The 24,828-nt window shown below is 38.4% G+C and carries 21 protein-coding genes and 3 pseudogenes; 17 read left to right on the plus strand and 7 right to left on the minus strand.

What is annotated here, in order from left to right; genetic code table 11:
* Positions 1–164: 164 nt before the first annotated feature.
* The 5 genes and pseudogenes from BLW54_RS20425 to BLW54_RS21295 all read right to left on the minus strand — a co-directional run.
* A pseudogene (locus BLW54_RS20425) lies at positions 165–477 on the minus strand (transposase); the annotation flags it as partial.
* A gap of 40 nt (positions 478–517) precedes the next feature.
* A complete protein-coding gene (locus BLW54_RS09710) occupies positions 518–2,212 on the minus strand; it encodes a BCCT family transporter (protein ID WP_074734354.1) in 1,695 nt (564 codons plus the stop codon).
* Positions 2,213–2,489: 277 nt separating this feature from the next.
* Positions 2,490–2,759, minus strand: a pseudogene (locus BLW54_RS20860) (IS110 family transposase); the annotation flags it as partial.
* A gap of 914 nt (positions 2,760–3,673) precedes the next feature.
* On the minus strand, positions 3,674–3,859 hold the full coding sequence (locus tag BLW54_RS09720; RefSeq protein ID WP_035505177.1) for a hypothetical protein: 186 nt from the start codon (positions 3,857–3,859) through the stop codon (positions 3,674–3,676).
* Positions 3,860–4,044: 185 nt separating this feature from the next.
* A pseudogene (locus BLW54_RS21295) lies at positions 4,045–4,167 on the minus strand (molybdopterin-dependent oxidoreductase); the annotation flags it as partial.
* A 367-nt stretch (positions 4,168–4,534) separates the two neighbouring features.
* Between BLW54_RS21295 and BLW54_RS09730 the strand changes: the two are divergent.
* From BLW54_RS09730 to BLW54_RS09780, 10 genes are all read left to right on the plus strand, one after another.
* On the plus strand, positions 4,535–4,972 hold the full coding sequence (locus BLW54_RS09730; RefSeq protein ID WP_035505175.1) for a hypothetical protein: 438 nt from the start codon (positions 4,535–4,537) through the stop codon (positions 4,970–4,972).
* A gap of 363 nt (positions 4,973–5,335) precedes the next feature.
* Positions 5,336–5,506, plus strand: a complete 171-nt coding sequence (locus tag BLW54_RS20715) for a hypothetical protein (RefSeq protein ID WP_155996959.1) — start codon at positions 5,336–5,338, stop codon at positions 5,504–5,506.
* A 197-nt stretch (positions 5,507–5,703) separates the two neighbouring features.
* Complete coding sequence (locus tag BLW54_RS09735; RefSeq protein WP_035505173.1) at positions 5,704–6,582, plus strand: SDR family oxidoreductase; 879 nt, start codon at positions 5,704–5,706, stop codon at positions 6,580–6,582.
* A 1,952-nt stretch (positions 6,583–8,534) separates the two neighbouring features.
* On the plus strand, positions 8,535–10,127 hold the full coding sequence (locus tag BLW54_RS09750; protein WP_074734358.1) for a BCCT family transporter: 1,593 nt from the start codon (positions 8,535–8,537) through the stop codon (positions 10,125–10,127).
* A 324-nt stretch (positions 10,128–10,451) separates the two neighbouring features.
* A complete protein-coding gene (locus tag BLW54_RS09755; RefSeq protein ID WP_035505157.1) occupies positions 10,452–12,143 on the plus strand; it encodes a PucR family transcriptional regulator in 1,692 nt (563 codons plus the stop codon).
* A gap of 204 nt (positions 12,144–12,347) precedes the next feature.
* Entirely contained in the window at positions 12,348–13,571 is a 1,224-nt protein-coding gene (locus BLW54_RS09760) for an NAD(P)/FAD-dependent oxidoreductase (protein ID WP_035505155.1), read from the plus strand.
* Positions 13,572–13,608: 37 nt separating this feature from the next.
* Positions 13,609–14,373: an electron transfer flavoprotein subunit beta/FixA family protein gene (locus BLW54_RS09765; protein WP_035507485.1), complete on the plus strand. Its 765-nt coding sequence runs from the start codon at positions 13,609–13,611 to the stop codon at positions 14,371–14,373.
* 14 nt (positions 14,374–14,387) lie between these two features.
* Positions 14,388–15,365 (plus strand): electron transfer flavoprotein subunit alpha/FixB family protein, encoded by a 978-nt coding sequence (locus BLW54_RS09770; RefSeq protein ID WP_035505154.1) that lies wholly within the window; start codon positions 14,388–14,390, stop codon positions 15,363–15,365.
* A 236-nt stretch (positions 15,366–15,601) separates the two neighbouring features.
* Positions 15,602–16,777, plus strand: coding sequence for a M24 family metallopeptidase (locus BLW54_RS09775; RefSeq protein ID WP_035505149.1), 1,176 nt, complete (start codon positions 15,602–15,604; stop codon positions 16,775–16,777).
* 345 nt (positions 16,778–17,122) lie between these two features.
* Positions 17,123–17,347, plus strand: coding sequence for a hypothetical protein (locus BLW54_RS09780; protein WP_035505145.1), 225 nt, complete (start codon positions 17,123–17,125; stop codon positions 17,345–17,347).
* Between the two features lie 182 nt (positions 17,348–17,529).
* Here the strand turns inward: BLW54_RS09780 and lexA are convergent, their stop codons facing one another.
* On the minus strand, positions 17,530–18,153 hold the full coding sequence (lexA, locus tag BLW54_RS09785; protein ID WP_035505144.1) for a transcriptional repressor LexA: 624 nt from the start codon (positions 18,151–18,153) through the stop codon (positions 17,530–17,532).
* A gap of 309 nt (positions 18,154–18,462) precedes the next feature.
* On the opposite strand from lexA, the gene BLW54_RS09790 reads away from it, so the two are divergent.
* The 7 genes from BLW54_RS09790 to BLW54_RS09820 all read left to right on the plus strand — a co-directional run bounded on the left by BLW54_RS09790 (position 18,463) and on the right by BLW54_RS09820 (position 24,263).
* Complete coding sequence (locus BLW54_RS09790) at positions 18,463–19,113, plus strand: YneB family resolvase-like protein (RefSeq protein ID WP_035505142.1); 651 nt, start codon at positions 18,463–18,465, stop codon at positions 19,111–19,113.
* A gap of 93 nt (positions 19,114–19,206) precedes the next feature.
* Positions 19,207–19,440 carry a DUF896 domain-containing protein gene (locus tag BLW54_RS09795; RefSeq protein ID WP_035505141.1) on the plus strand — a complete coding sequence of 78 codons (234 nt, stop codon included), beginning with the start codon at positions 19,207–19,209 and terminating at the stop codon, positions 19,438–19,440.
* Between the two features lie 182 nt (positions 19,441–19,622).
* Positions 19,623–21,626 (plus strand): transketolase, encoded by a 2,004-nt coding sequence (gene tkt / locus BLW54_RS09800; RefSeq protein WP_035505140.1) that lies wholly within the window; start codon positions 19,623–19,625, stop codon positions 21,624–21,626.
* A 386-nt stretch (positions 21,627–22,012) separates the two neighbouring features.
* Entirely contained in the window at positions 22,013–22,237 is a 225-nt protein-coding gene (locus tag BLW54_RS09805) for a YneF family protein (RefSeq protein ID WP_035505139.1), read from the plus strand.
* 136 nt (positions 22,238–22,373) lie between these two features.
* On the plus strand, positions 22,374–23,075 hold the full coding sequence (locus BLW54_RS09810; RefSeq protein WP_035505138.1) for a cytochrome c biogenesis CcdA family protein: 702 nt from the start codon (positions 22,374–22,376) through the stop codon (positions 23,073–23,075).
* Between the two features lie 63 nt (positions 23,076–23,138).
* Positions 23,139–23,567: a Na(+)/H(+) antiporter subunit B gene (locus BLW54_RS09815; RefSeq protein ID WP_035505132.1), complete on the plus strand. Its 429-nt coding sequence runs from the start codon at positions 23,139–23,141 to the stop codon at positions 23,565–23,567.
* A gap of 213 nt (positions 23,568–23,780) precedes the next feature.
* Entirely contained in the window at positions 23,781–24,263 is a 483-nt protein-coding gene (locus tag BLW54_RS09820; RefSeq protein ID WP_035505130.1) for a CcdC family protein, read from the plus strand.
* Positions 24,264–24,274: 11 nt separating this feature from the next.
* Here the strand turns inward: BLW54_RS09820 and BLW54_RS09825 are convergent, their stop codons facing one another.
* Positions 24,275–24,703 carry a DUF2621 domain-containing protein gene (locus BLW54_RS09825; RefSeq protein WP_035505128.1) on the minus strand — a complete coding sequence of 143 codons (429 nt, stop codon included), beginning with the start codon at positions 24,701–24,703 and terminating at the stop codon, positions 24,275–24,277.
* Positions 24,704–24,828: the final 125 nt, after the last annotated feature.

A 24,828-nucleotide genomic window follows, 5' to 3' on the forward strand; every position in this document is an offset into this window, starting at 1 on the left:
TACTAACATCCAACTCATGGTAAGGTTCTACAAAGGAATTTTAGAGCATTGACTCTGTGAGACATGGGAGGGTTCACCTTCATGAGAATTGTGGGCATCCATAAGTGCGACCATAAGTTAATCACAACCCAAAGTTTAAAGAAACTAGTAATTGGGTGTACACTGACCGAGTGAATACTGTCTTTCATTCCCTTAAGTTCATCAGAAATAAAGAGGAGTACTTCCTCAAACCACGAGCTTGAATATCTTCGATTAATTCTTTCCACACATAGGCGGATTCTGTTGGAGCGACGGTATAGGCAAGGACTTCTTTAGAGCCCTCCTCTCGAATCCCCACGTCAATATAAACGGCTTCTTTGGACTCGCTTTACAAGAATAAAAGCCGCGTCTAAATAAACGCATATATAACGTGGATAGTAAACGCTGGCGAAAGGCTTTCACTTCTTCTGTGACGGCTGTGATCATGTTTGAAATCGTTGGATGCCTCCAAAGCAGTTGCTTTAAAGATACCCTTCAGTCATTTATTTCTTACCATTTGGTTCTTCTCTTGATCGAGTTCTTCGATAATTTCTTCTTTTATCTCTTCGTACATATCTTCCTTGATTTCTTCATATATTTCTTCTTTCACATCATCGAAAAGCTCTTCACGAAATTCCTCTTTAGCGAAGTTAAGTCTTTCTATTCGTTTATTCTTGCGATCCATTTTCCAATTTTTTCTAAACATCCTTAACATGGAGACGATCATGAGTATCATAATGAATGAAAATGGTAAGGCAGCAATAATCGAAGCCGTTTGCAGGGCTCCTAATCCGCCTCCACCGCTTAATAGAAGGACGCTTGCGGATCCCGCAATGAGAAACCCCCAAATTAATTTAACCGACATTAGCGGGTTAAGGCTACCACGAGATGTCATTGCACCTAGTACATAGGAAGCTGAATCCGCAGATGTGATGAAGAAGATGAGAATTAGAAGCATGGCTAGGATACTGGTAACCCCACTTAATGGCAGCTGCTCTAGAGTGGCAAATAGAGCAAGTTCGACGTTATCCGTTACTAGACCTGCAATTCCGCTATTCCCGTTCATTTCTAGGTTTAAGGCTGTTCCTCCAAACGTGGTAAACCAAATAATGGCTAATAGCGATGGTACAATCAGCACGCCTGCCATAAATTCACGAATCGTTCGTCCGCGTGAGATTCGGGCAATAAATAGCCCCATAAAAGGAGCCCAGGAAATATGCCAAGCCCAGAAAAAGATGGTGTTTGTACCGAGCCATTCGCTTTCTGAAAAAGGTGTCAATGTTAGGCTCATCGGAACAACATTAGAAATATATCCGCCAAGTGTTGTGACGAAACTTTCAGCAATGAACAGTGTTGGACCTACGATAATTACAAATATAAGGAAGAGCCCAGCGATTACCAAATTAATATTACTTAGAACTTTTATTCCCTTGTTTAGACCTTTGGCAGCAGAGAACATAAACAAAAAGGTTACGATGATAATAATAACAATTTGAGTCAAAGCATTATTAGGAATCGGGAAAATGTGAGAAAGGCCCCCCGTAATCTGCATAGCACTAAGTCCAAAAGTAGTTGCAACTCCCGTACATGTAGCTAGTACGGCTAAGATATCAATCGTTCGCCCTGCCCAACCATTAATCTTGTCACCTAATAGTGGATAAAAAGCAGAACTAATTAAAGCTGGCCGATCTTTTCTAAACTGAACATAAGCAAGCGTCAAACCGACAATGGAAAAAATTGCCCATGGGTGTAAGGACCAATGATAGGAACCATAGCGGAGTCCGGCGAGGGCTGCTTCTCTTGTTTCTGGTATGTATCCAACTGGTGTGTCTAAATAATAAAGGACGGGTTCTGCAATACCCCAGAAAACAAAGCCGACACCAATTCCTGCGGCAAAGAGCATGCCAATCCATGAAGTCCAGGAATATTCAGGTCTATCTGACGGTTTCCCTAAGCGAAGTTTTCCATAAGGACTTATGGAAAGGAAAATGACAAATAGTACGAAAAAGGCGGTAATAAGCATATAAAACCACCCAAAGTTGGTAATCATCCAACCGAGTGCATGTTCAGCCGCACGATTCAGAGACCCTGGTGATAATGCCCCCCATAGGACAAATAATGTAACCAGGATTGCGGAAATAAAGAATACTTTCGCTGGTTTTTTTGTTGAATATGAATAGTTTTTTTCGGTCATCTTTTAAACGAATGACTCCTTTCATTTTTGTCGCTCTACGTAGTTTTAAGATATGTAATAGTATGTACACCCTACCTTTTAAACTCTTAAAGACTTTAATAAAATGTACCACCTACTTCACATTTTTGTAAAATTTTGATTATACAAAAAAAGATGCCTTTTAACCACAATAAATTCTGTATGCTTTAAATTGCTAAGTAATTCGAGGATAAAACAATTGAATCATCATTCCCATTTTTCGTGACTCTCCTAAGGTCTTTGAATGGGGAAAAATAGGATACAACTCCCCTAAACGAAAGGCATCAATGGCATCAGTCTTTACTTTCCTTAAGCTCATTTTTTTTAGCTTCATGGTAATGACCAGTAGATTCAAAAACGACCACTGGAGGTCGCCCTGTGATCTCTTTCACTTCTACCCAAGACCGATAAAAACCATGTAACCCTAGGCTTGAACACATAGCTTTTTTTGTAAGGATCTTTTTTCTGTAAAAAAGGCTTGTACTTGGCATTTTCCCTTCGCAATATCCAGACCAATGACTGGATCCATTACTTATCACGTCTCCTTTTTTAGATTCGCCGGCAGCCCCTAACATATCTTGTAGTGTCATAGATTCGCTTGTTATACGGGATCCAGTTTCCAATCATGGCTATGTTTTAATGAAAGTAAGGGGCCACTTCTGACCGGATATTGACTGGATTCTCTTTATCAATACTAATATCTTATTTATCCTCGTACTAATGTCGTAAAGTTGGAAGACCGATTTTAGAGGGGTTTTTATATCTTATCTTCTAGTATTTATGTTACTCAGAGTATGGGCGGCATGATGTGATAGTGCCCAAAACCCTTTTAACATAGGGTTTGAGAACAATTTGACTGGATTCTGACTGGTTTTTAAAATCGATTACTAAAAATCAACAGGCCTCTCAAGAGTTTATAAACTTTTGAGAGGCCTTTCTTTTATTGTAAGAGATACATGTGGCAAAGGGATAATTTTGAAATAATTGCTATTAAGTGATAGGACGATTATCTCGAACCTGAGTCTTCAAGTAATACGAGGCTAATCTAAAAAAATGGAGATGGATGGAATGTTAATGATAAATCCAAACATAAATATGAAGAAAAAAATTATTGATATTTTACAAGTAACAGTTGCAGGTAGTTATTATAAAAGTTAAGGCTGTGATTTATTCATAATAGTATTCGGTTATTATGTTACTTAAAAAAGTATCATAGAAGTTATAACACTCATTTGTGAATGAGAGAATTAAGATAAAATAACAAAAAAGCTTAAGAGTAGGTTCCTAGGAAGATTATGAGATCGAAGAATTGTGTTGGTCATAAAAATTCTAGGATTAGTTTAATAAGACAATATTAAAAATGAACTTCCAAGGATATGGAAGTTCATTTTTCTACTATCAATATTGAACTTTAACTTTTTTTATTTCTAATAGCAAGCAGAGTTATTCTTCGCTTTCCGTGTCAGATCCTTCAGAACCAGAATCGCCTTCCGTGTCATTGTTTTCACCAGAGTCTTGTTCTTCTGTTTGGTCCCCATTCCCCATGTCTTCCTCATCTTCACCGTCGCCACAAGCTGCCAATGTAAGTACAGAAGTCAAACCTAGAGCTAACATCCATTTTTTCAACATATAGAAAGTCTCCTTTCAAATAGGGTACACTACATATATACCTTGTACATGTAAAGGAGGGATAAACAGAAAATAAATAATTGGTAAATTAATGAAAATTATGATTTAATCCAAGCATTTTTACTATATTCTCTTTGTTCCCAATACCCTGTATGTTCATTATCAATTAACTCTATATTGTTTAACTATTTAACTGATTTATACGCATACCTGTCAAAAACAATGAGGCGTATGGGTCCTCTGTTCCGGTTTTCAATCAGTTCGCCGTCAATCAGCATCGCGACCATGACATTTTTGTCCATGGCCTGTTCACTCGAAAGAGTGTGTAAACCGCCGTCTTGAGAGTTTTACTTGCTTTACCTCATCATTAATCCCCGCATGATCAAGCAAATCTTTAAGTTTGATCCCTTCCCATGTAACATTATATGCACTTCAGCCGGTCACACAACCAGGGAAAGTACTGCACGCTGACTTTAGAGGAAAAGCAACTGTAGAACCATTTGTGGAATAACAGGAAACCTTTTTATAGTTGGGGATCGTCAGGAAAATGCGGCTTTACAACGTTTAGGAAATTGTTATCCATAAAAAAAGCCGATTTCAGGAATCGACTGTTGTATTAATGCACTTCTTTAGTAGAGTAAATAAAGAATAATATTCAATTGGGGGTAAACGAACATGTCTAATAGTAATAAAACACCATTGCATCTCTGGTTAATAGCTTTATTTTTTATTTTTATATATTCTTATGGAGTTTATGATTACTTTATGATGCTCGGACATGATGCTGATTATTATAATTCCAAAAATTATGGAGAGGCAGTACACAAATATTTTACAAATTATCCTATAGGACTTTTAGTTTTATGGACAATTAATATTTTTGGCAGCATAATTGCTTCCATTTTGCTCTTGTTTCGCACTCGTTGGGTAGTTTGGATAGCCCTAATATCAGCTATTTCTATGTTACTTTTAGAAGCTATAACCTTTGCCTTTAAAAATCGTTGGGAAGTTCTAGGACCTTTTATATCTATGTTTGATATAGGGTTACTTATAATAACTTGGGCATTCTTCTTTTATTGTAGATATTTAGCAAAAAGAGGGGTATTAAAATAAAACGAAAATACTGCATAAATATTTAGATGCAGTTATCTTTAATTAAAGGGCGCTATTCAGCAGTAAAATAAGGGGGCAATCAATTGTACAAGACAAAAATGATATCAATTGCTTCAGTTTCAGCTGGTGAAAAAAATACAGAAACTTAGGAGCTAAGAAATAGATTCAGATACGCTGAAACATTGTTTTTTGATAACTGTGACTTTCATGGGCTCCGGATGATCTAACTCAATGGGTTAACTCATGTCCTTGTTCTTTGATGCAGACAAGGCAAGCTTAGGAAGGTTAAGGTACACGGTGATAGGCTTCTTCACTGTCGGGCTCGATCAAATGAATCAAGCCTCTCGTGACGAGTAGTTGAACGTGATCGGAAAAGTAGTAGACGTCTATATATACCCGGTAGCCGTAGAGTACGATATTGTCCTGTTGGATTCGATGCTGCATTTTTATAAAAGGGATATCGAGAACGAAACGAACTTCGTCAAGCGTATTGCTACAGAGTTGAAAACGGTGGGGTGTTGGCCATTTTTATGATGCAAGGGCAAAAAGAGAGGCATACTTGAAGCGTGCGCTGGATGAGATGGAGGTTGAGTGGGAAGTACTTACTGACCGCTATACAGACTACCTGGAATTCAACGCACTCTATCATATGTATATCTTGAAAAAGGCCAGTTGAATATACGTTTTGCATACGTTTTGCTAAATAGTCTATGAAGTGGAGTAGATAATTAATGGAACGAGTATTAGTTGCGGGTGCAACCGGTTACCTAGGACGATATGTTGTAAAAGCACTAAAACAAAAAGGTTATTATGTAAAAGTATTGGTGAGATCCCAAGATAAGTTAAATCAAGAGGGTGCCTTTTCTTCTCCCTCTATCTATGATTTTGTTGATGATATTGTTATTGGGGATGTTACTAGGCCACAAACGATTAAAGATGTATGCACAGATGTTGATTTCGTTTTTTCTTCTGTAGGCATAACAAAGCAAAAGGACAATTTGACATTCATGGATGTAGACTTTAAAGGTAATCTTAATTTATTGAGAGAAGCGGAACGAAGTAATGTCCAAAGATTCATGTATATTAATGTACATGGAGCTGAGGAATGTCTCTCTACTCTAATTAAAGCAAAGCAAAGATTCGTAAATGAACTAAAGCGTAGTTCAATACATCATATTATTATCAATCCTACAGGCTACTACTCTGATATGACTGAATTTTTAACCATGGCTCGAAAAGGAAGAGTGTTTCTGTTTGGTAAGGGTTTAAATAAAATGAATCCCATTCATGGAGCTGACCTTGCTAATGTTTGTGTTTATGCATTTGTTAAAGAAAACTCAATCCTTGAGGTTGGAGGACCAGATGCTTACACTTATCGTGAGATGGCTGAATTAGCTTTTAAGGTAGTCAGCAAAACGGAAAAAACTATTACAGTTCCTGAATGGTTAGTTAAAATCAGCTTACCCTTGTTAAAGATTATCAATAAAAAGCAATATAATTTGTTTCTATTCTTCTTTTATATGATGACCCATGATGTTGTTGCTGAATCCCATGGTAAGGTGGATTTAAAATCATATTTTGAAAGTGTTAATGAACAAAGGAGGCAATAATGTATACGAAGCTAAATCTCATTCAAGCAACAATTGATTTCATTATGGAACATGGTCTCGAAAAACTAACTATTAATAAGGTAATTAAAAAGGAAGAAAGTAGTAAAGGGCCCTTATTATTACTACTTTTCAAATATTGACGACTTGATGAAAGAAGTATTTTTCATTCCTTAAATCATAGCCTTGTTGAGTTTTCATACTGTAACAAGGTCATTTAATGAAAATATCAACCTATTCGGGCATTATCTAATACAAACGTCTAAGAAAAAAACTCTTGAACATGCTCAGGAACCAAGGAGGTTCGGATCAATTTCATAATCTCCGTATACTTCATAAAGATATTCATCGACTTATCCATATGAAAGATATAGAGAAAATAAAGCTTCACCTTGAAAAGTTACCACAGAATCGATTGATCTTAGACAAAATCAATCAATACCGAAAGATATGTGGGGTGGAAGGGATCGAAGCATCCAGTCTTGAAGAGTAACAAAGGAACTTATAATGTAGTACATAACTTTAGATGGAACGCCGGATGCTGGGAAAACTAGCACGTCCAAGGTGTGGAGCAGGGGAGAAGCCGGAGATGACTTCAAACGCTTACCTACTGCTAACTAATCTAAAACGATAGAAAAATCATTCAGAAAGGATCAATATGACTGAAATAATAAGTTCATTAATATATATTGTTTTATTAATTAGTGTTTCAGTACTCTTATTTTTTATTGTAACTTCTGTATGGGGTACTGGTGAACCAGGTATTATCTTTCTTTTATCAATAATCAGCGCCCAGCTACTATTAAGTAATTTTGCGGAAATGAGACAATCTAAAAGTTAATCTAATGACGAAAGCACTTTTATCTCGAAGCTGAGTCTTCATGAAAAGGGGGCAATACTGCCGCAACAGGTTGAATATTATTTCATTACAATATTTTGTAAAAGTTAGATTTTAGGAAACAGAAAGGATCGAGTTGGATTGTATTTATTCATATCTATAGTTTTATGTGCAATACTAGGTTGGTTATTGATGATGGCTGGCCCACTATTAGGAGGGATTATTGCATTTGGAATAGCTGCCGGCTGTTTGTTTAGGGGTGTTTACCTCTTGAATAAGCTTGTAGTGGAGTTAGTTGGCAAGGACTAAAAATACTTTAGTTTGATACTTAATATTGGAACTATAGAAGATATTACCTCGAATTCGAGTCTTAAATAAACGGGGGGGCGATTGCTCAACAGTGTACTGAAACTTCTTTAACTAAATGACAGGAAAACGATAGATTTGATTATGAATTACTATTAGATTTAACGGTTAAAGAGTTAAATTAAAATCAATAGCCTTTTCATAAAGACGGTAATTTCTGCTGTTCCATGAATGGTGAGTAAGTACAGGAGGAGTGTAAATGCAAAAGGTAGCAAAATACATTAGTATTAGTTTGTTTGTAATCGCAGGTCTATTGTTCTTGGTGGGCTTATTTATTGATATTGCCTTTTCATGGTTATACACAATGCTGTTTTTAGTTCCATCTCTTATAATTCATGAGCTCTTACAGATGCCTGCAAAGGGAAAAAAGAAGGATATACTCATTTGTTTACATCAGTGTTGCTTCTCTAATGTTTGGGCTCGGAGCGTTAGAATTAATCATTGGCTGAGGGTAATTCTCGAAACCAAGTCTTCCTGTAACGGGGGCAATAATTAAATAATTTGATGGCCCTTGTAATGCTGGTAGTAAATTGTAAGAAGAAAACAAAAAAGTTTTATACACAATGTCGAATGAATGAAAGATTCAAAATGTGTTATTGTTTTAATATTCAGAAACTTACGATGTAAACACTCATATTTGGAGGTGTATAATTCTCAATCATTCTGTATTTAAAATAAGACTTTCTCTTCAAAACCTACAGGGTTCCTTCTTATAAGGGGTAAATGAAATCATATAATGGGAGGTTTTTTGATGAAAAAGAGTAAAAGGGGAAATAGAAAAAATTTAGTGGAGTTAAAGATTTTTATCCCCTCTATACTGATCGTTCTTGCTATTTGTATTCCCTTTTCGTTATATGAAGATGCATCTTTAGACATGTTAAATCATATTTTTAACGAAATTACGAAAGCGTTTACATGGGGGTATATTTGGTACGGAACTTTAATCACTATCGCAGCATTATATTTTTCATTTTCCAAATACGGAAAGGTCGTATTAGGAGATCTGAAGGAAAAGGCAAGATTTACACTGTTTGAATATGCTTCCATTTTAGTCGCCATGGGGCTGGGATCTACCATTATGCGAACGGGTATGGTGGAATGGACGAATGTGGCACAGAACCCTCCTTTTGGAGCGGAGGCAAATTCAATGGAAGCCATAATGTGGGGGAGTTCCTACAGTATGTTTTTATGGAGTTTCCAAACCTTTGCTATTTTTGTTATGGCAGCCCCGGCATTAGGTTATATTATGCATGTCCGTAAAAAGCCTTTCTTGAGGATTTCGGAAGCCTGTCGGTGTATTTTTGGAGATAAGTTTATCGATGGCTTAGGTGGAAAAATGTTAGACATGATTTTCTTAATTAGTATATTCGCTGGAGCAGCAGTGACCTTAGGTTTAGGTGCGCCGATTATCACCCATAATTTAGCTGAATTACTTAACATAGAGATCACATTTACTTTAACATTAATCGTGACAATCATCTGGGTATTCCTATTTTCGATGAGTGCTTATTTAGGAATAGAAAAAGGGATAAAAAGATTAAGCACCTTTAATATGTATATGGCTGGTGCATTTACAATTTTTATCTTAATCGCGGGACCTGGGATTTTTATCCTTGATTACTTTACAGATAGTGTTGGTTTTCTATTAACGAATTATTTCAACATGTCTCTTTATACCAATTCCATTAATATGGAAAAAACCACGTATATAGTGAAAAACACGGTCTTTTGGTTTGCATATTCAGCTACATGGGCTATGTTACATAGTGTATTTGCTGCAAAAATTTCTCGAGGGAGAACCATTAAGGAGATGATACTTACCTATTTATTGGCCCCTACTTTAATATCTTGGGTTGCGACAGGCGTCCTTGGTGGTCTAGGGGTGAATAGGTATCTGACAGGAGATATCCCTGTAATGGATGTTGTAAGAGAACAGAGTCCAATGGCTGTTATCCCTGAAATATTAGCGTCTTTGCCTTTCTCTACTCTAGCGATTACAGTTTTCATTATTTTGGCAACCGTTTTTCTGACTACGACACTCGATTCAACAACGTATACGGTGGCATCTTATCTGAGCACAAAAAATATGGCGAAGCGAGAGCCCTCCAAAATATTAAGGATTTTTGTGGCTGGAATTATTACTTTCATTGGACTAACTTTGATGAGAATAGGGGGACTTGCACCGTTATCCGTGCTTTCTGGTCTGATGGGGATCCCCATCATTTTTATACAGTTTTTGACCGTTTATGCAGCGAAGAAAATGATGGATGAAGATAGAGCATGGGAGACGAATGTAAAGCATAAAAACGATCCTGTGGAAATGGAATGGAGAAAGGTGAATTAAATAAAACCAAATCATACTATTATGACTGGGATTTCTGTATTATTACCCGAGAGATGTTTCTCGGGTTTTTTCTATGACTCTACAACTTCCGTTTAAAATTGATCCATTTCAAACGGAGGAGCCTACTAAGAATATCAATATTTTTGAGCCTCTTCCTGTGGGCTACATGGATAAGGGCCGCCTTTAACTGAAAAAATACTACATATAGAAGTGGTGAAAAATATATATTTATAAAAGAAAGTTTTATAGTGTAAAATTATTCTATTAGATTTTTCAAAAAATTCACATCCTCTGCCATACTAATCGATATTGGAGGTAGTTCAAGTGCTTACTTTAAAAAACGTGGTTGAACTCGAAATATTAAAAGGTGCAATCGTGAGGACGGCTAAGCAAAGGTTAGATGAACAACCAGTGGAATGGGTCTCCATTATGGATATCCCGGTGGAGAATTATATTCGTAAAAACGAATTGGTGTTAAATATTGGGGCTGGTGCAGGGAAGGATATGAATACATTTCTTACATTTGTCGAAAGCGTCTATGAGTCCGGAGCTTCAGCCCTGGCCATTGCAAAAGGGAAATATATTGTAGATATTCCCCAAAGTGTCCTTGCTTTTGCAGAAGAGAAGGAATTCCCAATTATTGAAGTGCCATGGGAAATTCGTTCTGCTGAAGTTATCCATTCTGTGATGAATGAAATTAAAAAAGACCAAAATGAAGAGATGGAAATAGTGGAGAACATTCAACAGCATCTTTTAAATATCATTCTTCAATCTCCCACCCTATCTAAGGTTTCCAACTATATAAGTGAAAAATTGGGATTCCCCCTTATCATCATTGATAAAACAGGGATGATAAAAGGTAAGAGTGTATACGCTCAAGAATTTGCAGAAAAATGGACCCTTTACAAAAAGAATAACGATATTCCTCAAACCGCATCACTTACCTATAAACACCACCCCTTACATGCTAGAATCGAGAGAATTAAATGGTTTGATCATATGATTTTACAAATCCCTATAGAATCTTCTAACCGCATTAATGGCTATATCATGGTCGATTTAAAAAATGAAGAGGAGATAGATGTATTCTTGAACAATAAGAATGTCAGTATTCTGGAGCAGTCCTCTACAGTATTAGCGCTGTGGTTTCTGCGTGAAAACGCGATCGAAGAAACCAAAAACAAACTTAGGGGAGATTTTGTATGGAGGCTAGCAAAAGGGGAGTTTATGAATGACAACCAAAAAATAGCCCAGGCGAAGTCACTCGGTTATAAATTAGACATCTCCTACACCTGTGTCATTGGTTCAGTTGAAAATTATGAAACCCTTTATCAAAGAAATCAAACCCATACTTCCTTTGAGCGATGGAAAGGAAGTATGGAGCATATGATCCAGGAAGAAATCTTTATCGTGACTAATATGTCAAATAAGAGGGCAATGATCACGAATCATGATGACGAAATCATTTTATTTCTCGAAGCTTCGATGGAAAATTATAAAGAACAAGCTCATAATTTTCTTGAGTTATTGAGCCGACGTTTAAATAATCTATTACCTGGCTTAATCATTTCTTGGGGGATCGGAAGATGTCATGATAATAATGCAAGGTTTGTAGCGAGTTATAATGAAGCCCAACTAGCTCTTGAAATAGGCCGAAAAAAAGACGGGAAGACTTGTCGTACGAATTATGATGACACAAGAGTTGAACGTGCCCTTGTAAAAATGGCAAAAGATGAAGAGATAAGGGACATTGTTAACCAAACGATAAAACCTCTGTTAAGCTATGATCTACAAAAAAATACGAATTTTATAGATACCATCACTACTTATAATGAAAATCAAGGCAAAATTAGTCAAACCGCTAGAGACTTACATTTACATCGTCATTCTCTTATTTATCGATTGAAAAAAATCGAAGGAATAGTAAACTTATCCATTATCGATCCAGAGGATAGATTTTTATTGGAACTATGCATTAAATTATGGAAGTTAGGGGAGGTTGAGGTGAAAACCTGATCATCAATCCAGATCCTTAGTCTTTCTTAAAAAAGCAGCTTTTCAAAAAAGCTGCTTTTTTATTTTTCTCTTTTTGGAAAGGGAGGGGATTCCCTTTAAAAGTGTCGGACTTTTCTAAAAATGTTTTCTACAAAATGGCGAATGACTATTTCGGCCTTAGCGATATATGATGACGTTAAGCATTAACAAAGAGGGGTGGAGTACATGAAGCAATTACCGGAGACAGCCGACGTTGTTATTATTGGAGCAGGATTGATGGGATGCTGCACAGCATTCGAATTAGCCAAAAGAAGCGTAAAGAACATCGTGGTATTAGAGAAAAATGCTATAGGTTCCGGAGCCACTGGTCAATCAAGTGGTGTTTTGCGAGGTCATTATAGCTATGAAGTCCTTACAAGGATGGCGGTCCAAAGTCTGGATACTTTTAAATATGCTGAAGAAATTCTAGGCGCTGATGTTGGTTACCAACCAGTAGGATATTTGTTCGGTGTAGACCATCAAAATATCGAAAACCTTCAAAAAAATGTGGAGATGCAGAAAAGGAATGGTGTTTATACCGACATGGTCTCCCGAGAGGAGGTCAAGGAAATTTCCCCTTACTTAGATACCGATCTATTTGGTGCATTTTCGTTTGAACCTGAAGGCGGATATGGGGATCCTGTCCTCTTAAGTCAAGCGTATGCAGAGGCAGCTAGACAATTGGGAGTTACCTTTAAACAACACTGTGCTGTTGATCGAGTGATGACTAGCCAAGACGGAAGCTCCATTGTTGGTGTAGAAACCGTAGATCATCATTTTATATCTACACCTTCTGTCATTGTTGCTGCTGGGGTAGGGGCTCATCATTTAATGAAGAACGCAGGTGTTGAGGTGCCTATTAAAGGACAACGAGCTCAGCTCATTTACATCGATCCAGGGGCAGAGATAAAAAAGGCTCCTTCTTTTGGTGATTTCGTTCAGGATCAATATATTAAACCTGAGGTTAGCAGCGGGCACTTATTATTAGGGAATGCAGATCATGCCTCCCCACATTTTATAAATCCATCTGATTATGATAAAGGCCGATATCCAAAGCATGCGACAGAGAAGGCTATAGAAACAGCAATTACGAAATTTTCGAATGCGTTTCCAACCCTTGATAACGCTAAGCTTTTAGCTAGTTATTCTGCAGCGTATGAAATTACCCCGGACGGTATACCTTATATTAGTCGTACACCAGTAGAAGGGGTTTACCTATGTACGGGGTTTAGTGGGCATGGATATAAGATCACTCCGGTAGTAGGTAAGTTAACAGCAGATCTAGTCTTAGAAGGGGAAAGCACACAAGAGGGAATTAGTCTCTCACCTTTCCGGCTGAGCCGTTTGAACGAAAATGACTCACTGAAAGCTGCGCACCCGTATACCACCACCATAAATGCGCATGTGTAAGGTTTAAATATGACGACAAAAAGGAGTAATTAGAATGATGAACATTGTGGTGATTTTAAAACAAACGATGGATTTAGAAGAGCAGGTAACTATAGAAGGTTTAAAAATAGATAACGAAAATGTAGAACTCATTCTTAACCCATACGATGAGTATGCAGTGGAGGAGGCCGTTAAGCTAAAAGAAGAGCATGGAGGGGGAGTAACAGCAATCACGTTTGGTAAACCCGAGGCGGAAAGTGCGCTTCGTACAGCCTTAGCTATGGGGGCAGATAAAGCAATCTTAGTGGAACAAGAGCGAGAACTAGATGAAAGTTCAATCGCTAAAATACTCGCTGCCGCGATTAGAGATAATGAATTTGACATTATCCTGGGCGGGAATATGTCAGTGGATAATGGGGCTAGTCAAGTAGGACCGCGTGTGGCAGAGGAGCTTGACATTCCCCATATCTCTACCCTCACGAAACTTGACATTGACGGAGAGAATGTAAGAGCAGAACGGGATTCAGAAGGGGATGTGGAAATTGTAGAGTCCATGTTGCCTATCCTGGTTACGGCACAACAAGGGTTAAATGAACCTCGGTATCCGTCACTTCCTAATATTATGAAAGCGAAAAAGAAACCATTGGAAAAAGTAGATATCGAAGACTTGGGGCTGGAGGAGGTTGTTAGTAAAGTTAGGTCGACAGTAGTGGATCTTTACCAACCACCAAAGAAGAAGAAAGGGCGTATTTTTGCAGGCGATTTAAGGCAACAGGTACAGAAATTAGTACGTTTATTACATGAAGAAGAGAAAGTCGTTTAAAGGAGGAATATCTAGTGACAAAAGTACTTGTGCTTGCAGAAGCTAAAAACGGGAAGCTGAGAAGCGTATCTTTTGAAGTGTTAACAGTTGCCAGTCGTTTAGCCGCAGATGGGGAAATTAGTGCTTGTGTATTTGGAAGTGATGCCGAGCGTCATAGTAAAGAACTTTCCAAATACGGGGCTCAAACAATATACATCGCAGAGAACGAAGAATTAGATGATTACACTCCAGATGGATACAAACAAGCTTTATTGGAAGTCATCGAAGAAATGAACCCTGATGTAATCTTAACTGGACATACTTCTATTGGAAAAGATATATTGCCTCGTATAGCAGCACGGCTGGATAAAGCCTTATTTTCTGATTGTATAAATATCGAAACCGATGATGGGATTATCTTCACACGGCCGATCTATTCCGGGAAAGCTTATCAAAAGAAAAAGGTTCATGATGATGTGGTGATCGCAACCATTCGACCAAACAATATGGAAGCAGTTGAAAATCCAGTTACGGCTGAAATCATTAAATTGCCAGTTACTATTACTGATTTAAGGGCAATTGTCAAAGAAGTAGTGAGCAAATCTAATGGAAAAGTGGATCTTGCAGAGGCGAAGGTCGTTGTATCAGGGGGAAGAGGTGTGAAAAGCGCCAAAGGATTCGAACCATTACAAGAATTAGCAGGTTTACTTGGTGGAGCTGTTGGGGCATCGCGCGGAGCTTGCGATGCGAACTATTGTGATTACTCGTTACAGATTGGTCAGACTGGTAAAGTGGTGACACCAGATTTATATATCGCATGTGGTATTTCAGGAGCCGTCCAGCACCTGGCTGGCATGTCCAGTTCTAAAGTCATTGTAGCTATCAATAAAGATCCAGAGGCGAATATTTTCCAAGTATGCGATTATGGGATAGTAGGGGATCTATTTGAAGTAGTTCCTTTATTAATAGAAGAATTTAAGAGCGCATTGGAAGAAGATGCGGTGACCAACTAAATAGAAATCTTGTCCGATTACCGGGTGGCTTAGCCATCCGGTTTATCTATAAGAAGTTGGTATCTAATTTAAATAGCCTTCTACTATAGAATGGCAAAACCATAGAATCCCGAATTTTCGTTTTTTTAGCGAGTGTTCTATGAACGCATGCAAATAGGGGCCCATTTTGGAAGAAGCGTTGTTTTAGACTATTATGAGTGGTCTCCCTAAAAGAATAGAAAAGGAGGAATATCACGATGTTACCCTTCACAATATCCGAATATCAAGAACGAGTCAAAAAAGTGAAAATAAGTATGGAAGAACAGGGGGTGGAAGTTTTATTGATTACTGATCCCTCGAATATGAACTACGTGTCAGGTTATGATGCTATGTCCTATTACACCCCTCAGGGAGTGATCATAGCAACTAAATTAGAGGAACCCATATGTATTGTACGGTTTCAAGATTTGTTCTGTGCCACAACTACAACTTGGATGTCGCATGAAAATATTATAGCCTATCCGGATAAATTTTTATGGGAACCGAAAGTGCTCGATGTGATGGATTTTATTGGAGATCTATTAAAGGAGAAGGGACTGCATAATAAACGTATAGGACTTGAGTTTAGTGCTTACTTTTTTACAGCACACAGTCTTAAAAGTCTAGAGAGATGTATACCAGATTCTACATTTATAGATGCGACATCTCTCGTCAACTGGGTGAGGACACGAAAGTCACCAAAGGAAATAGAGTATATGCAGATCGCTTCAAGAATATCGGAAAAAAGCATGTATAATGCAATAGAAAAAATTGGTGTAGGTGTCAGAGAATCACATGTAGCGGCTGGGATTTTAAAGGATTTAATTGAGGGAACAGGAGTTTATGGAGGAGAATACCCTTCGATTGCCCCCATAACACCAGCAGGAGAAAGAACAGCAGGTGCCCATTTTTCTTGGACCACAGAAGGGAAGTATAGTGATGGGCAATTAGTTTATATGGAATTGTCGGGAAGTTATAAACGGTATCATGCTCCTTTCACTAGGACCGTATTTATAGGAAAGCCACTGGCACAAGTGACAGAAACAACCAAAATCGTGATTGAAGGGCTGGAAGTAGCGTTATCGACAATAAAGCCTGGAGTAACTTGTGAAGAGGTAGAAAAGGCATGGCAAACAACCATTAATAAATACGGATTAAACAAAGAATCGAGGATGGGATACACCGTAGGATTAAGCTATCCACCTGTATGGACGGAAAATACGGCCTATTTTAAACCTGGAGAAAAAACGGTTTTAGAACCGAATATGACTTTTCATATGATGCCGGGAATGTGGCTGGACGGGTATGGAGTTGCGATAACAGAAACCTTGAGGGTTACGGAAAGTGGCTCCGAAACAATCACAAAGTTTCCAAAAGAATTATTTGTTAAGTGAGGATGGGAACAGTTGAAAGGTGGTAAATCTCTGCCGCTCCCCATTAAAACAACCGGTCTGTCACGGAAAGTCCATTCACATATGAGAACGCTCTCTTATTTAAATGAGGACATATTAGAGCTTTGGCCTATCCATCGTGTAAAGGCTCAATTTTATTGAATTTCTTCTTTTATTTTTAGAAACAAAGATGGTGCAGTCTGAAAAAGGGAAGATTCTACGATTTCAATGAGAGATTGTACTTAAGAAAACGAATTGGGGGATTTCTAAAACTTTCTGGTATACATAAGGAGCAGGGATGCATATAATAACATACAGAACATTTGTTCCTAATGTGGGGTGACACCAATGGATTCTTTAATAAAGAAGTCCGAAGTTGAAAAGATCAAGATTGATTTGATTTATTTAAACCGGGAAGGGGAAATCTCTCAACGAACGATTCGAGTTACAGGGGTTCGTCGAAATCATGTTTTAGCCTATTGTTATACTCGTAAAGAAGTCAGGTCCTTTCTTAAAGAAAATATTTTAGCTGTGTTCCCTGTGTATCGCACGAAGAAGTCATTCGGAGCATAAGGGAGAGAATATAGAAAAGGATAAAAAAGAGAAGTGCCCCGCTAGCGAGCCTCCTTAATACATTATAGGGTTACAAAGCCTTTCTTGTTGAAACTTTCACTCAACCTCCTTTGTGAAAAGAAATCATAATAGTCGAGTTTTAGACATTAAAAAGGAGAGACGAATAAAATCGTCTCTCCTTTTTAATGAACGGTGCGATATAAGCCAACTACTTTACCTAATATGGAAACATCATTCAGTAATATGGGTTCCATCGTAGCGTTTTCAGGCTGAAGTCGTATATGGTTTCTTTCTTTAAAGAACCTCTTAACAGTAGCTTCTTCCTCCTCCGTCATGGCCACAACAATGTCACCATTTTGGGCTGTCTGCTGTTGTCTGACAATCACCATATCTCCATCCAGTATTCCGGCTTCAATCATACTCTCTCCTTGTACGATGAGTACGAAAGTATTGTCTTCCGATCCAGCGAGTGTGTCTGGGAGCGGCACGTATTCTTCAATGTTCTCGACTGCAGTAATCGGGGATCCGGCCGTAACCTTACCGATAACCGGTGCATAAGAAGCCTCTGTTCTTGGAATACTGTGGTCTTCCTCCAATTCTATCACTTCAATGGCTCGGGGTTTGGTAGGATCGCGCCGAATATAGCCCTTCTTTTCCAGTCTAGACAGGTGACCGTGTACGGTTGAACTTGAAGCAAGCCCAACGGATTGTCCGATCTCTCTCACGGATGGGGGGTACCCCTTCAATAACACTTGTTCTTTAATAAAATCTAATATTTCCTGCTGCCGCTTTGAAAGTTTACTCATAGATTAGCACCTCGTACATAGGATTATAGTAACCACATTGTACCATGCATATTCTATAAATACAAACACGCGTTCGAAAAAAGATGTTGACAGGAACGTACATTCGTATATAATTTAAAGTAACAAAACACGAACACAGGTTCTCGAGAACGTTCGTTCTTATAAATGGAGGGGTTATTATGTTCAACAAACTTTCAAAACTTGATTATACTTATATTGTACTGTTTATTGTGAGTTTCATAATTCTCTATTATTCTATGGTTACAACTGTATAAGAGATCTTCATTCAGAATCGAAAGGAACGTTATTATGAAAGTCATTCTATACTGTAGAGTTAGTACAGATAAAGAGGAACAGGTATCTTCATTAAAACGGCAGAAGATGGAGCTCCTAACCATGGCTGACCATCATGGCATGGAAGTCATCGATTGCATAGTAGAGCGGGCAAGTGGGTATGAAATAGAACGGGAAGGAATATACCAGATGCTTGAGAATTTCTCGTCTGGAGAGGCTGAAGCTTTATTAATCCAGGATGAAACAAGACTTGGACGGGGAAATACTAAAATCGCTTTATTTCATCAGTTAAATCGTTTAAATATAAAGGTGTTTTCGCTTTCAAACCATGGTGAATTACAACTATCAGAATCAGATTCAATGGTTCTTCAGATTGTTGGAATCGTGGAAGAATACCAAAGAAAAATACATAATATGAAAATCCGTCGAGGAATGAGGAAAGCTGTAGAGGGAGGGTATGACCCTTCGGCTAACCTTTCCAATCAGCATTTGGCCCCGGGACGGGAGCGAATTGAATTCCCAATAGAGGAAGTGGTCCGTCTAAGAAATAGTCAATTAACATTTAAGGATATAGCCGCTACCCTTCGCGGACTAGGTTATAATGTATCGAAGGCTACTGTACACCGAAGGTATAAGGAATACCTTTCTCTTGAAAATAAAGAATAAACAAGGTACCATATACTAAAGGGCAAGAATCTTTGATTTCTTGTCTTTTTCATGTTTTTAACGATCCAGACTAGAGGTAAAGGAGAAGGATCTATGTTATCAAGAGAAAAAATTAATCGTATTAATGAGTTAGCCAATAAATCGAAACAGCAGGAGTTAACTAAAGAAGAGAAGGATGAGCAGAAAAAATTACGTCAAGAATATTTGAAGAACGCTCGTAAATCCTTTAAAAATCAATTGAAAGGTGTAACTGTTATTGATCCTGAAGGCAATGACGTAACACCAAAGAAACTCCGGCAAATGCAGAAAAATGAAAAGAAAAATTAATTTTTCAAGGTCCGTGTTCGATGAATTTTCGAATACGGATTTTTCTTGTTTAATTCCTTCTGAACGGGGGAAATTAGGTGAGAGACTGTGTAATAAATGTACACAATGCTTGTTTTGAAGCAAATTTCATTATAGGATAATACATGGTACATACACCTGAAAAGAAAGGGGAATGTTGAAACATGGCAAACAGCCTTGAACAAACATCAATCAATACGATTAGAACTCTTACAATCGATGCAGTAGAAAAAGCAAATTCCGGTCACCCAGGAATGCCTATGGGGGCCGCTCCCATGGCCTATACGTTATGGACACAGTTCATGGATCACAATCCAAAGAATTCGAACTGGTTCGATCGCGATCGTTTCGTCCTATCGGCTGGACATGGTTCTATGCTGTTATACAGCTTGCTTCACCTATCTGGTTACAATGTGACCATCGATGATCTGAAAAATTTCCGTCAATGGGACTCTAAAACCCCTGGTCACCCAGAGTTTGGCCATACTGACGGTGTCGAAGCAACTACAGGTCCTCTTGGACAGGGTATTGCAATGGCGACAGGAATGGCTATGGCAGAAGCTCACTTAGCAGCAAAATACAACCGTGAAGGTTATAATATCGTTGATCATTACACCTATACGATTTGTGGTGACGGTGATTTAATGGAAGGGGTATCTCAAGAATCCGCATCTCTTGCTGGACATCTTGGTCTCGGCAAACTGATCGTTCTTTACGATTCCAATGATATTTCTCTAGATGGTGACCTGGACCGTTCCTTCAGTGAAAGTGTAGAAAAGCGCTATGAAGCATATGGATGGCAAGTCATCCGCGTGGAAGACGGAACAAACACAGAAGAAGTGGCCAGGGCATTAAAGAAAGCAAAAGCGAACACGGATCAGCCGACTATGATTGAAGTGAAAACAGTCATTGGATACGGTTCACCAAACAAATCTGGTAAGTCTGCTTCTCATGGAGCTCCATTAGGAGAAGACGAAGTAACAGCAGCTAAACAGTTCTATGAGTGGGATCATGAGCCTTTCCACGTTCCAGAAGAAGTTTATCAGGACTTTAAAGATAAGGTTCAGCAAAATGGACAGGATAAAGAAGAATCTTGGAATAACTTGCTTGCTCAATATAAAGAAGATTACCCTGAACTTGCGAAGGAGTTCGAACAAGCCATTCGTGGAGAACTCCCAGAAGGATGGGAAGAAAACCTTCCAACTTATAAAGTCGGGGAAGATAGCCCCGCTACCCGTGCAGCATCTGGCGATGCGATTAATGCACTTTCAAAGTCTATCCCTAACTTCTTTGGCGGTAGCGCGGATCTTGCAGGATCTAATAAAACAGCCGTTAAAGAAGAAGAAGACTTTTCTCGTCAAAACTATGCGGGTCGTAATATTTGGTTTGGGGTACGTGAATTTGCAATGGCAGCAGCCATGAACGGTATGGGACTTCATGGAGGTCTTAAAGTATATGCTGGAACCTTCTTCGTATTCAGTGACTACCTCCGTCCAGCCGTCCGTTTATCGGCATTGCAGAATCTTCCAGTTAACTACGTGTTTACGCACGATTCTGTAGCTGTTGGTGAAGACGGTCCAACTCACGAGCCTGTGGAACAGCTTGCTTCCCTTCGTGCGATGCCAAACCTTTCTGTCATTCGCCCTGCAGATGGGAACGAAACCAATGCAGCGTGGCGACTGGCTTTAGAATCAGAATCAACACCAACAGCGCTTGTTCTCACACGTCAAGGGCTACCGACGCTTGAAGGCACAGAACAACATGCGTATGAAGGCTTGAAGCATGGTGCTTATATCCTAAGTGATTCAGATAAAGCTGAACCGGATGCTATTCTTTTGGCTTCCGGGTCTGAAGTTCAACTGATTGTTGAAGCTCAGGCAGAATTGAAGAAAAATGGTTATGATGTTCGCGTTGTCAGCGTACCTTCATTTGACCGCTTCGAAGCTCAATCTCAAGACTATAAAGAGAAAGTGCTTCCTTCTTCCGTACGTAAACGTTTGGCAGTCGAAATGGGCGCATCTTTTGGCTGGGAACGTTATGTCGGTTTAGATGGTTCAGTTATCGGGATTGACAAGTTCGGTGCTTCAGCTCCAGGAAATACAGTAATCGAAAACTATGGATTTACTGTAGAAAATGTTGTGAAGCATGCTGAAAACTTGATGAAATAATAAGGAAAGCTGCCCCTAAAAAAGGGCAGCTTCTTTCTTGGTATTAGGGGAAATTGAATGATGATTTTTTGTTTACAAGGTAGCTTCTGTTTTTAACGGATCATCTTAAAAGCAACATCAAAATAACCATTTTCGCAATCCCTTTCCCTTATGATATAATTAATATAAGAATTATTGTTGTCTTATCATTCTATCGTCTATTAAAGGGGAAGATTAATAAGTACTTTCCGGAGTTAGAATTACTTTTGCCCTTTGTATAGGAGGTAAACCTTTAAACTTAAAGAGTAGCGTTTAAGGGTAAAGGTTTAGCTGAAACGGCTATTGTATTCTCAAAGGCGTTTTACTATACTGTTATGGGAGACAACACGAAGGAGGAAGACGAAGTCATGACATTGGGGATCGTTTGGGTTATCATCATAGCCTTGTTGACTCTTGTCGGTGGTGCCGCTCTAGGCTTCTTCATCGCAAGAAAGTATATGATGAACTATTTGAAAAAGAACCCGCCAATTAACGAACAAATGTTACGCACACTGATGATGCAAATGGGACAAAAGCCATCACAAAAGAAAATCAATCAGATGATGCGTTCAATGAACAATCAAATGAAATAATGAAAATAAGCCTTCTTTCTTTTAGGAAAGAAGGCTTTATCTATGTCATTTTAAAAATTCACAGGATAGGCATCGTTTTATATGGTGGGCTCTGATACAATAGGGAACGACTATGTTTGTAGGGTGTGATTAACTAATGGATGTCAACCTTTTTTTAGCGTTTGGTGCGGGGTTTTTATCATTTATATCTCCGTGTGTTTTCCCTTTATATCCTGCCTTTCTTTCCTATATTACAGGGATGAGTGTGAATGAATTGAAAGAAGACAATGGGATGTTGAGAAGAGCAAGTCTGATTCATACGATCCTATTTTTGTTAGGGTTTACAACCATCTTTATAATTTTAGGATTCTCAGGTTCGCTATTTGCTCAGTTTTTTATACAAAATGAATCCATTATCCGACGTTTAGGTGCAATTTTAATTATCTTTTTTGGGTTTGTGATTATAGGTGTTTTTAATTTCAACTTCCTAATGAAGGATCGCAAAATTATATTTAAAAATAGACCATCAGGATACATAGGAACATTCATCATCGGCCTTACCTTTTCGTTGGGGTGGACCCCTTGTACAGGTCCTATCCTGGCAGCAGTCCTATCCCTGGCTGCTGATTCCCCTGAGTTGTTTTTCGTTACCATGCTCGCATATTCCCTTGGATTCTCGATACCATTTTTAATCTTGTCTTTCTTTGTTGGTAAATTAAATTGGATTAAAAAGCATAGCGCAAGCATTGTGAAGGTTGGAGGTTATGTAATGATTCTTGTTGGTGTCGCGCTTTATTTTGACTGGATGACAATGCTTACTTCTTACCTCGCAGGTTTCTTTGATTTTCAAGGGTTCTAAGGCATGGATTTTACCTGCCAATTATATTAAGATGATACTATAGAAAAATAAAGGAGTATTTGTATGACCCAAACGAATGACATTATTTTAAGAACAGCAACCACATTAATCGCATTTATCCTGCTGGGGTTTTCCATTTACTTATTTTTTGCGGGGCATAATGCTCCGGGTGGAGGATTTATTGGAGGATTAATGACTGCAGCAGCCATTATACTTATGTACATGGCATATGGAATTAAGGCGATGGAAAAGATTCTCCCAATTAATTTTCGACACATGATTCCAGTTGGATTAATCATCGCGACGGCTACAGGAGTGGGCGGAATCCTTTTTAATGCCCCTTTCTTAACCCAAACATTCGCTTATTTCCAATTGCCTATCTTAGGTAAGACGGAATTAGCCACGGCCTTAGTGTTCGATCTTGGTGTATATTTAGCTGTTGTAGGAGTTACAATGACTATTATCCTCACAATTGCAAACGATCGAGAGTAAAGGGAGTTGTTAAATCGAAGCTCTTAAGAATTTCAACGGGTTTCCGGTGATGCTGGGGGTTTCAGTTATAGGACAACAAAAAACGTTTGTAGCGGCTATCGAAGTGGCCCAAAAGACTTTATTGTTAAACCTTTTGATGAAACTCGGGTCCTGGGCACTATTGAACGGGTGTGTACACTAGCTTTAAGGACAGAGTAGAGAGAGTGAATCTGTATGTTGTGGTTAATAGCAAGTACGATAGTTGCTGCCGGGATGGCTACAGCAATGATCTTCGTCCGTCTCCGGGCAGCCAAAAAACCAGCAAGTGTTAAAAAAATTATTCTGCCTCCATTTATGATGAGTACGGGTGCCCTTATGTTTGTTTTTCCTATGTTCAGGGTGCAGTGGAGTCAAGTATTTGAGGCAGTTATGATTGGTGCTATTTTCTCTATTTTCCTTATCCGCACATCAAAATTTGAAGTGCGGGATGGGGATATTTATTTAAAGCCTTCCAAAGCATTTATAGGGATTCTATTTGGCCTCTTGATCTTAAGGATTATCCTTAAGCTGATAGTAGGTCACCATGTGTCCTTTGGTGAGACGAGCGGAATGTTCTTCTTACTTGCTTTCGGAATGATTATGACCTGGCGCATAGCCATGTTGAAACAATTCTTACATTTAGAGAAAAAAATGGAACCAAAAAAGGACCTGGCATAAGCCGGGTCCTTTTATCGTTCGATTAATGGATCATAAGGAGTCATGTCAATTTTTTTCTCTTCTAATTTTTTGACAAGGAACTTGTGGTCACGCTTTGGTGTCGCACGTATGTAGCCCTCAATCAAAATCTCTTGTGTGATTTTTTTCTTTTTCCTCTGCAGAGCAATCTCTCCAATACGGCCGGCAATTTTCTGTCTTGCTACATCCCTGAAAAGCTCAGGTACTGGAGAAATTAATTCTTCCAACAGTTCTTTTTGTTCATTAGTCCACATGTGACGTGTTTGATCTACATAATATTCTTCCCAGTCAATAATTGATTTTCCATCTTCTTTTGGAAGGCGTTTCAGGAATTTTCGGAACATAAAGAAACCACCAATACTCATCAAACCAACCATGATGACAATCCACCCGACAATAAACAGGGCAAATCCACCTGACATATTATCACCTGTTTCATTATTCTTATGACATATCTATTTATAATTATAAAAGGTCTCCTAATTAAACACAAGCCGTAGTCTGAAATGTAGTTTTTTGTATAAAATTTATCGAATTCAGAAAAATT

Source organism: Halobacillus karajensis, from assembly GCF_900108515.1.
GTDB lineage: Bacteria > Bacillota > Bacilli > Bacillales > Halobacillaceae > Halobacillus > Halobacillus karajensis.

Excerpts from the sequence above, each read along its gene's own strand:
- BLW54_RS09735 (WP_035505173.1), top strand. The coding sequence starts at position 5,704 with ATGGAACGAGTATTAGTTGCGGGTGCAACCGGTTACCTAGGACGATAT.
- BLW54_RS09815 (WP_035505132.1), top strand. The coding sequence starts at position 23,139 with ATGACCCAAACGAATGACATTATTTTAAGAACAGCAACCACATTAATC.
- BLW54_RS09775 (WP_035505149.1), top strand. The coding sequence starts at position 15,602 with ATGTTACCCTTCACAATATCCGAATATCAAGAACGAGTCAAAAAAGTG.
- BLW54_RS09820 (WP_035505130.1), top strand. The coding sequence starts at position 23,781 with ATGTTGTGGTTAATAGCAAGTACGATAGTTGCTGCCGGGATGGCTACA.
- BLW54_RS09810 (WP_035505138.1), top strand. The coding sequence starts at position 22,374 with ATGGATGTCAACCTTTTTTTAGCGTTTGGTGCGGGGTTTTTATCATTT.
- BLW54_RS09805 (WP_035505139.1), top strand. The coding sequence starts at position 22,013 with ATGACATTGGGGATCGTTTGGGTTATCATCATAGCCTTGTTGACTCTT.
- BLW54_RS09795 (WP_035505141.1), top strand. The coding sequence starts at position 19,207 with ATGTTATCAAGAGAAAAAATTAATCGTATTAATGAGTTAGCCAATAAA.
- lexA (WP_035505144.1), bottom strand. The coding sequence starts at position 18,153 with ATGAGTAAACTTTCAAAGCGGCAGCAGGAAATATTAGATTTTATTAAA.
- BLW54_RS09720 (WP_035505177.1), bottom strand. The coding sequence starts at position 3,859 with ATGTTGAAAAAATGGATGTTAGCTCTAGGTTTGACTTCTGTACTTACA.
- BLW54_RS09730 (WP_035505175.1), top strand. The coding sequence starts at position 4,535 with ATGTCTAATAGTAATAAAACACCATTGCATCTCTGGTTAATAGCTTTA.
- BLW54_RS09790 (WP_035505142.1), top strand. The coding sequence starts at position 18,463 with ATGAAAGTCATTCTATACTGTAGAGTTAGTACAGATAAAGAGGAACAG.
- BLW54_RS09825 (WP_035505128.1), bottom strand. The coding sequence starts at position 24,703 with ATGTCAGGTGGATTTGCCCTGTTTATTGTCGGGTGGATTGTCATCATG.
- BLW54_RS09760 (WP_035505155.1), top strand. The coding sequence starts at position 12,348 with ATGAAGCAATTACCGGAGACAGCCGACGTTGTTATTATTGGAGCAGGA.
- BLW54_RS09765 (WP_035507485.1), top strand. The coding sequence starts at position 13,609 with ATGAACATTGTGGTGATTTTAAAACAAACGATGGATTTAGAAGAGCAG.
- BLW54_RS09780 (WP_035505145.1), top strand. The coding sequence starts at position 17,123 with ATGGATTCTTTAATAAAGAAGTCCGAAGTTGAAAAGATCAAGATTGAT.
- BLW54_RS09750 (WP_074734358.1), top strand. The coding sequence starts at position 8,535 with ATGAAAAAGAGTAAAAGGGGAAATAGAAAAAATTTAGTGGAGTTAAAG.
- BLW54_RS09710 (WP_074734354.1), bottom strand. The coding sequence starts at position 2,212 with ATGACCGAAAAAAACTATTCATATTCAACAAAAAAACCAGCGAAAGTA.
- tkt (WP_035505140.1), top strand. The coding sequence starts at position 19,623 with ATGGCAAACAGCCTTGAACAAACATCAATCAATACGATTAGAACTCTT.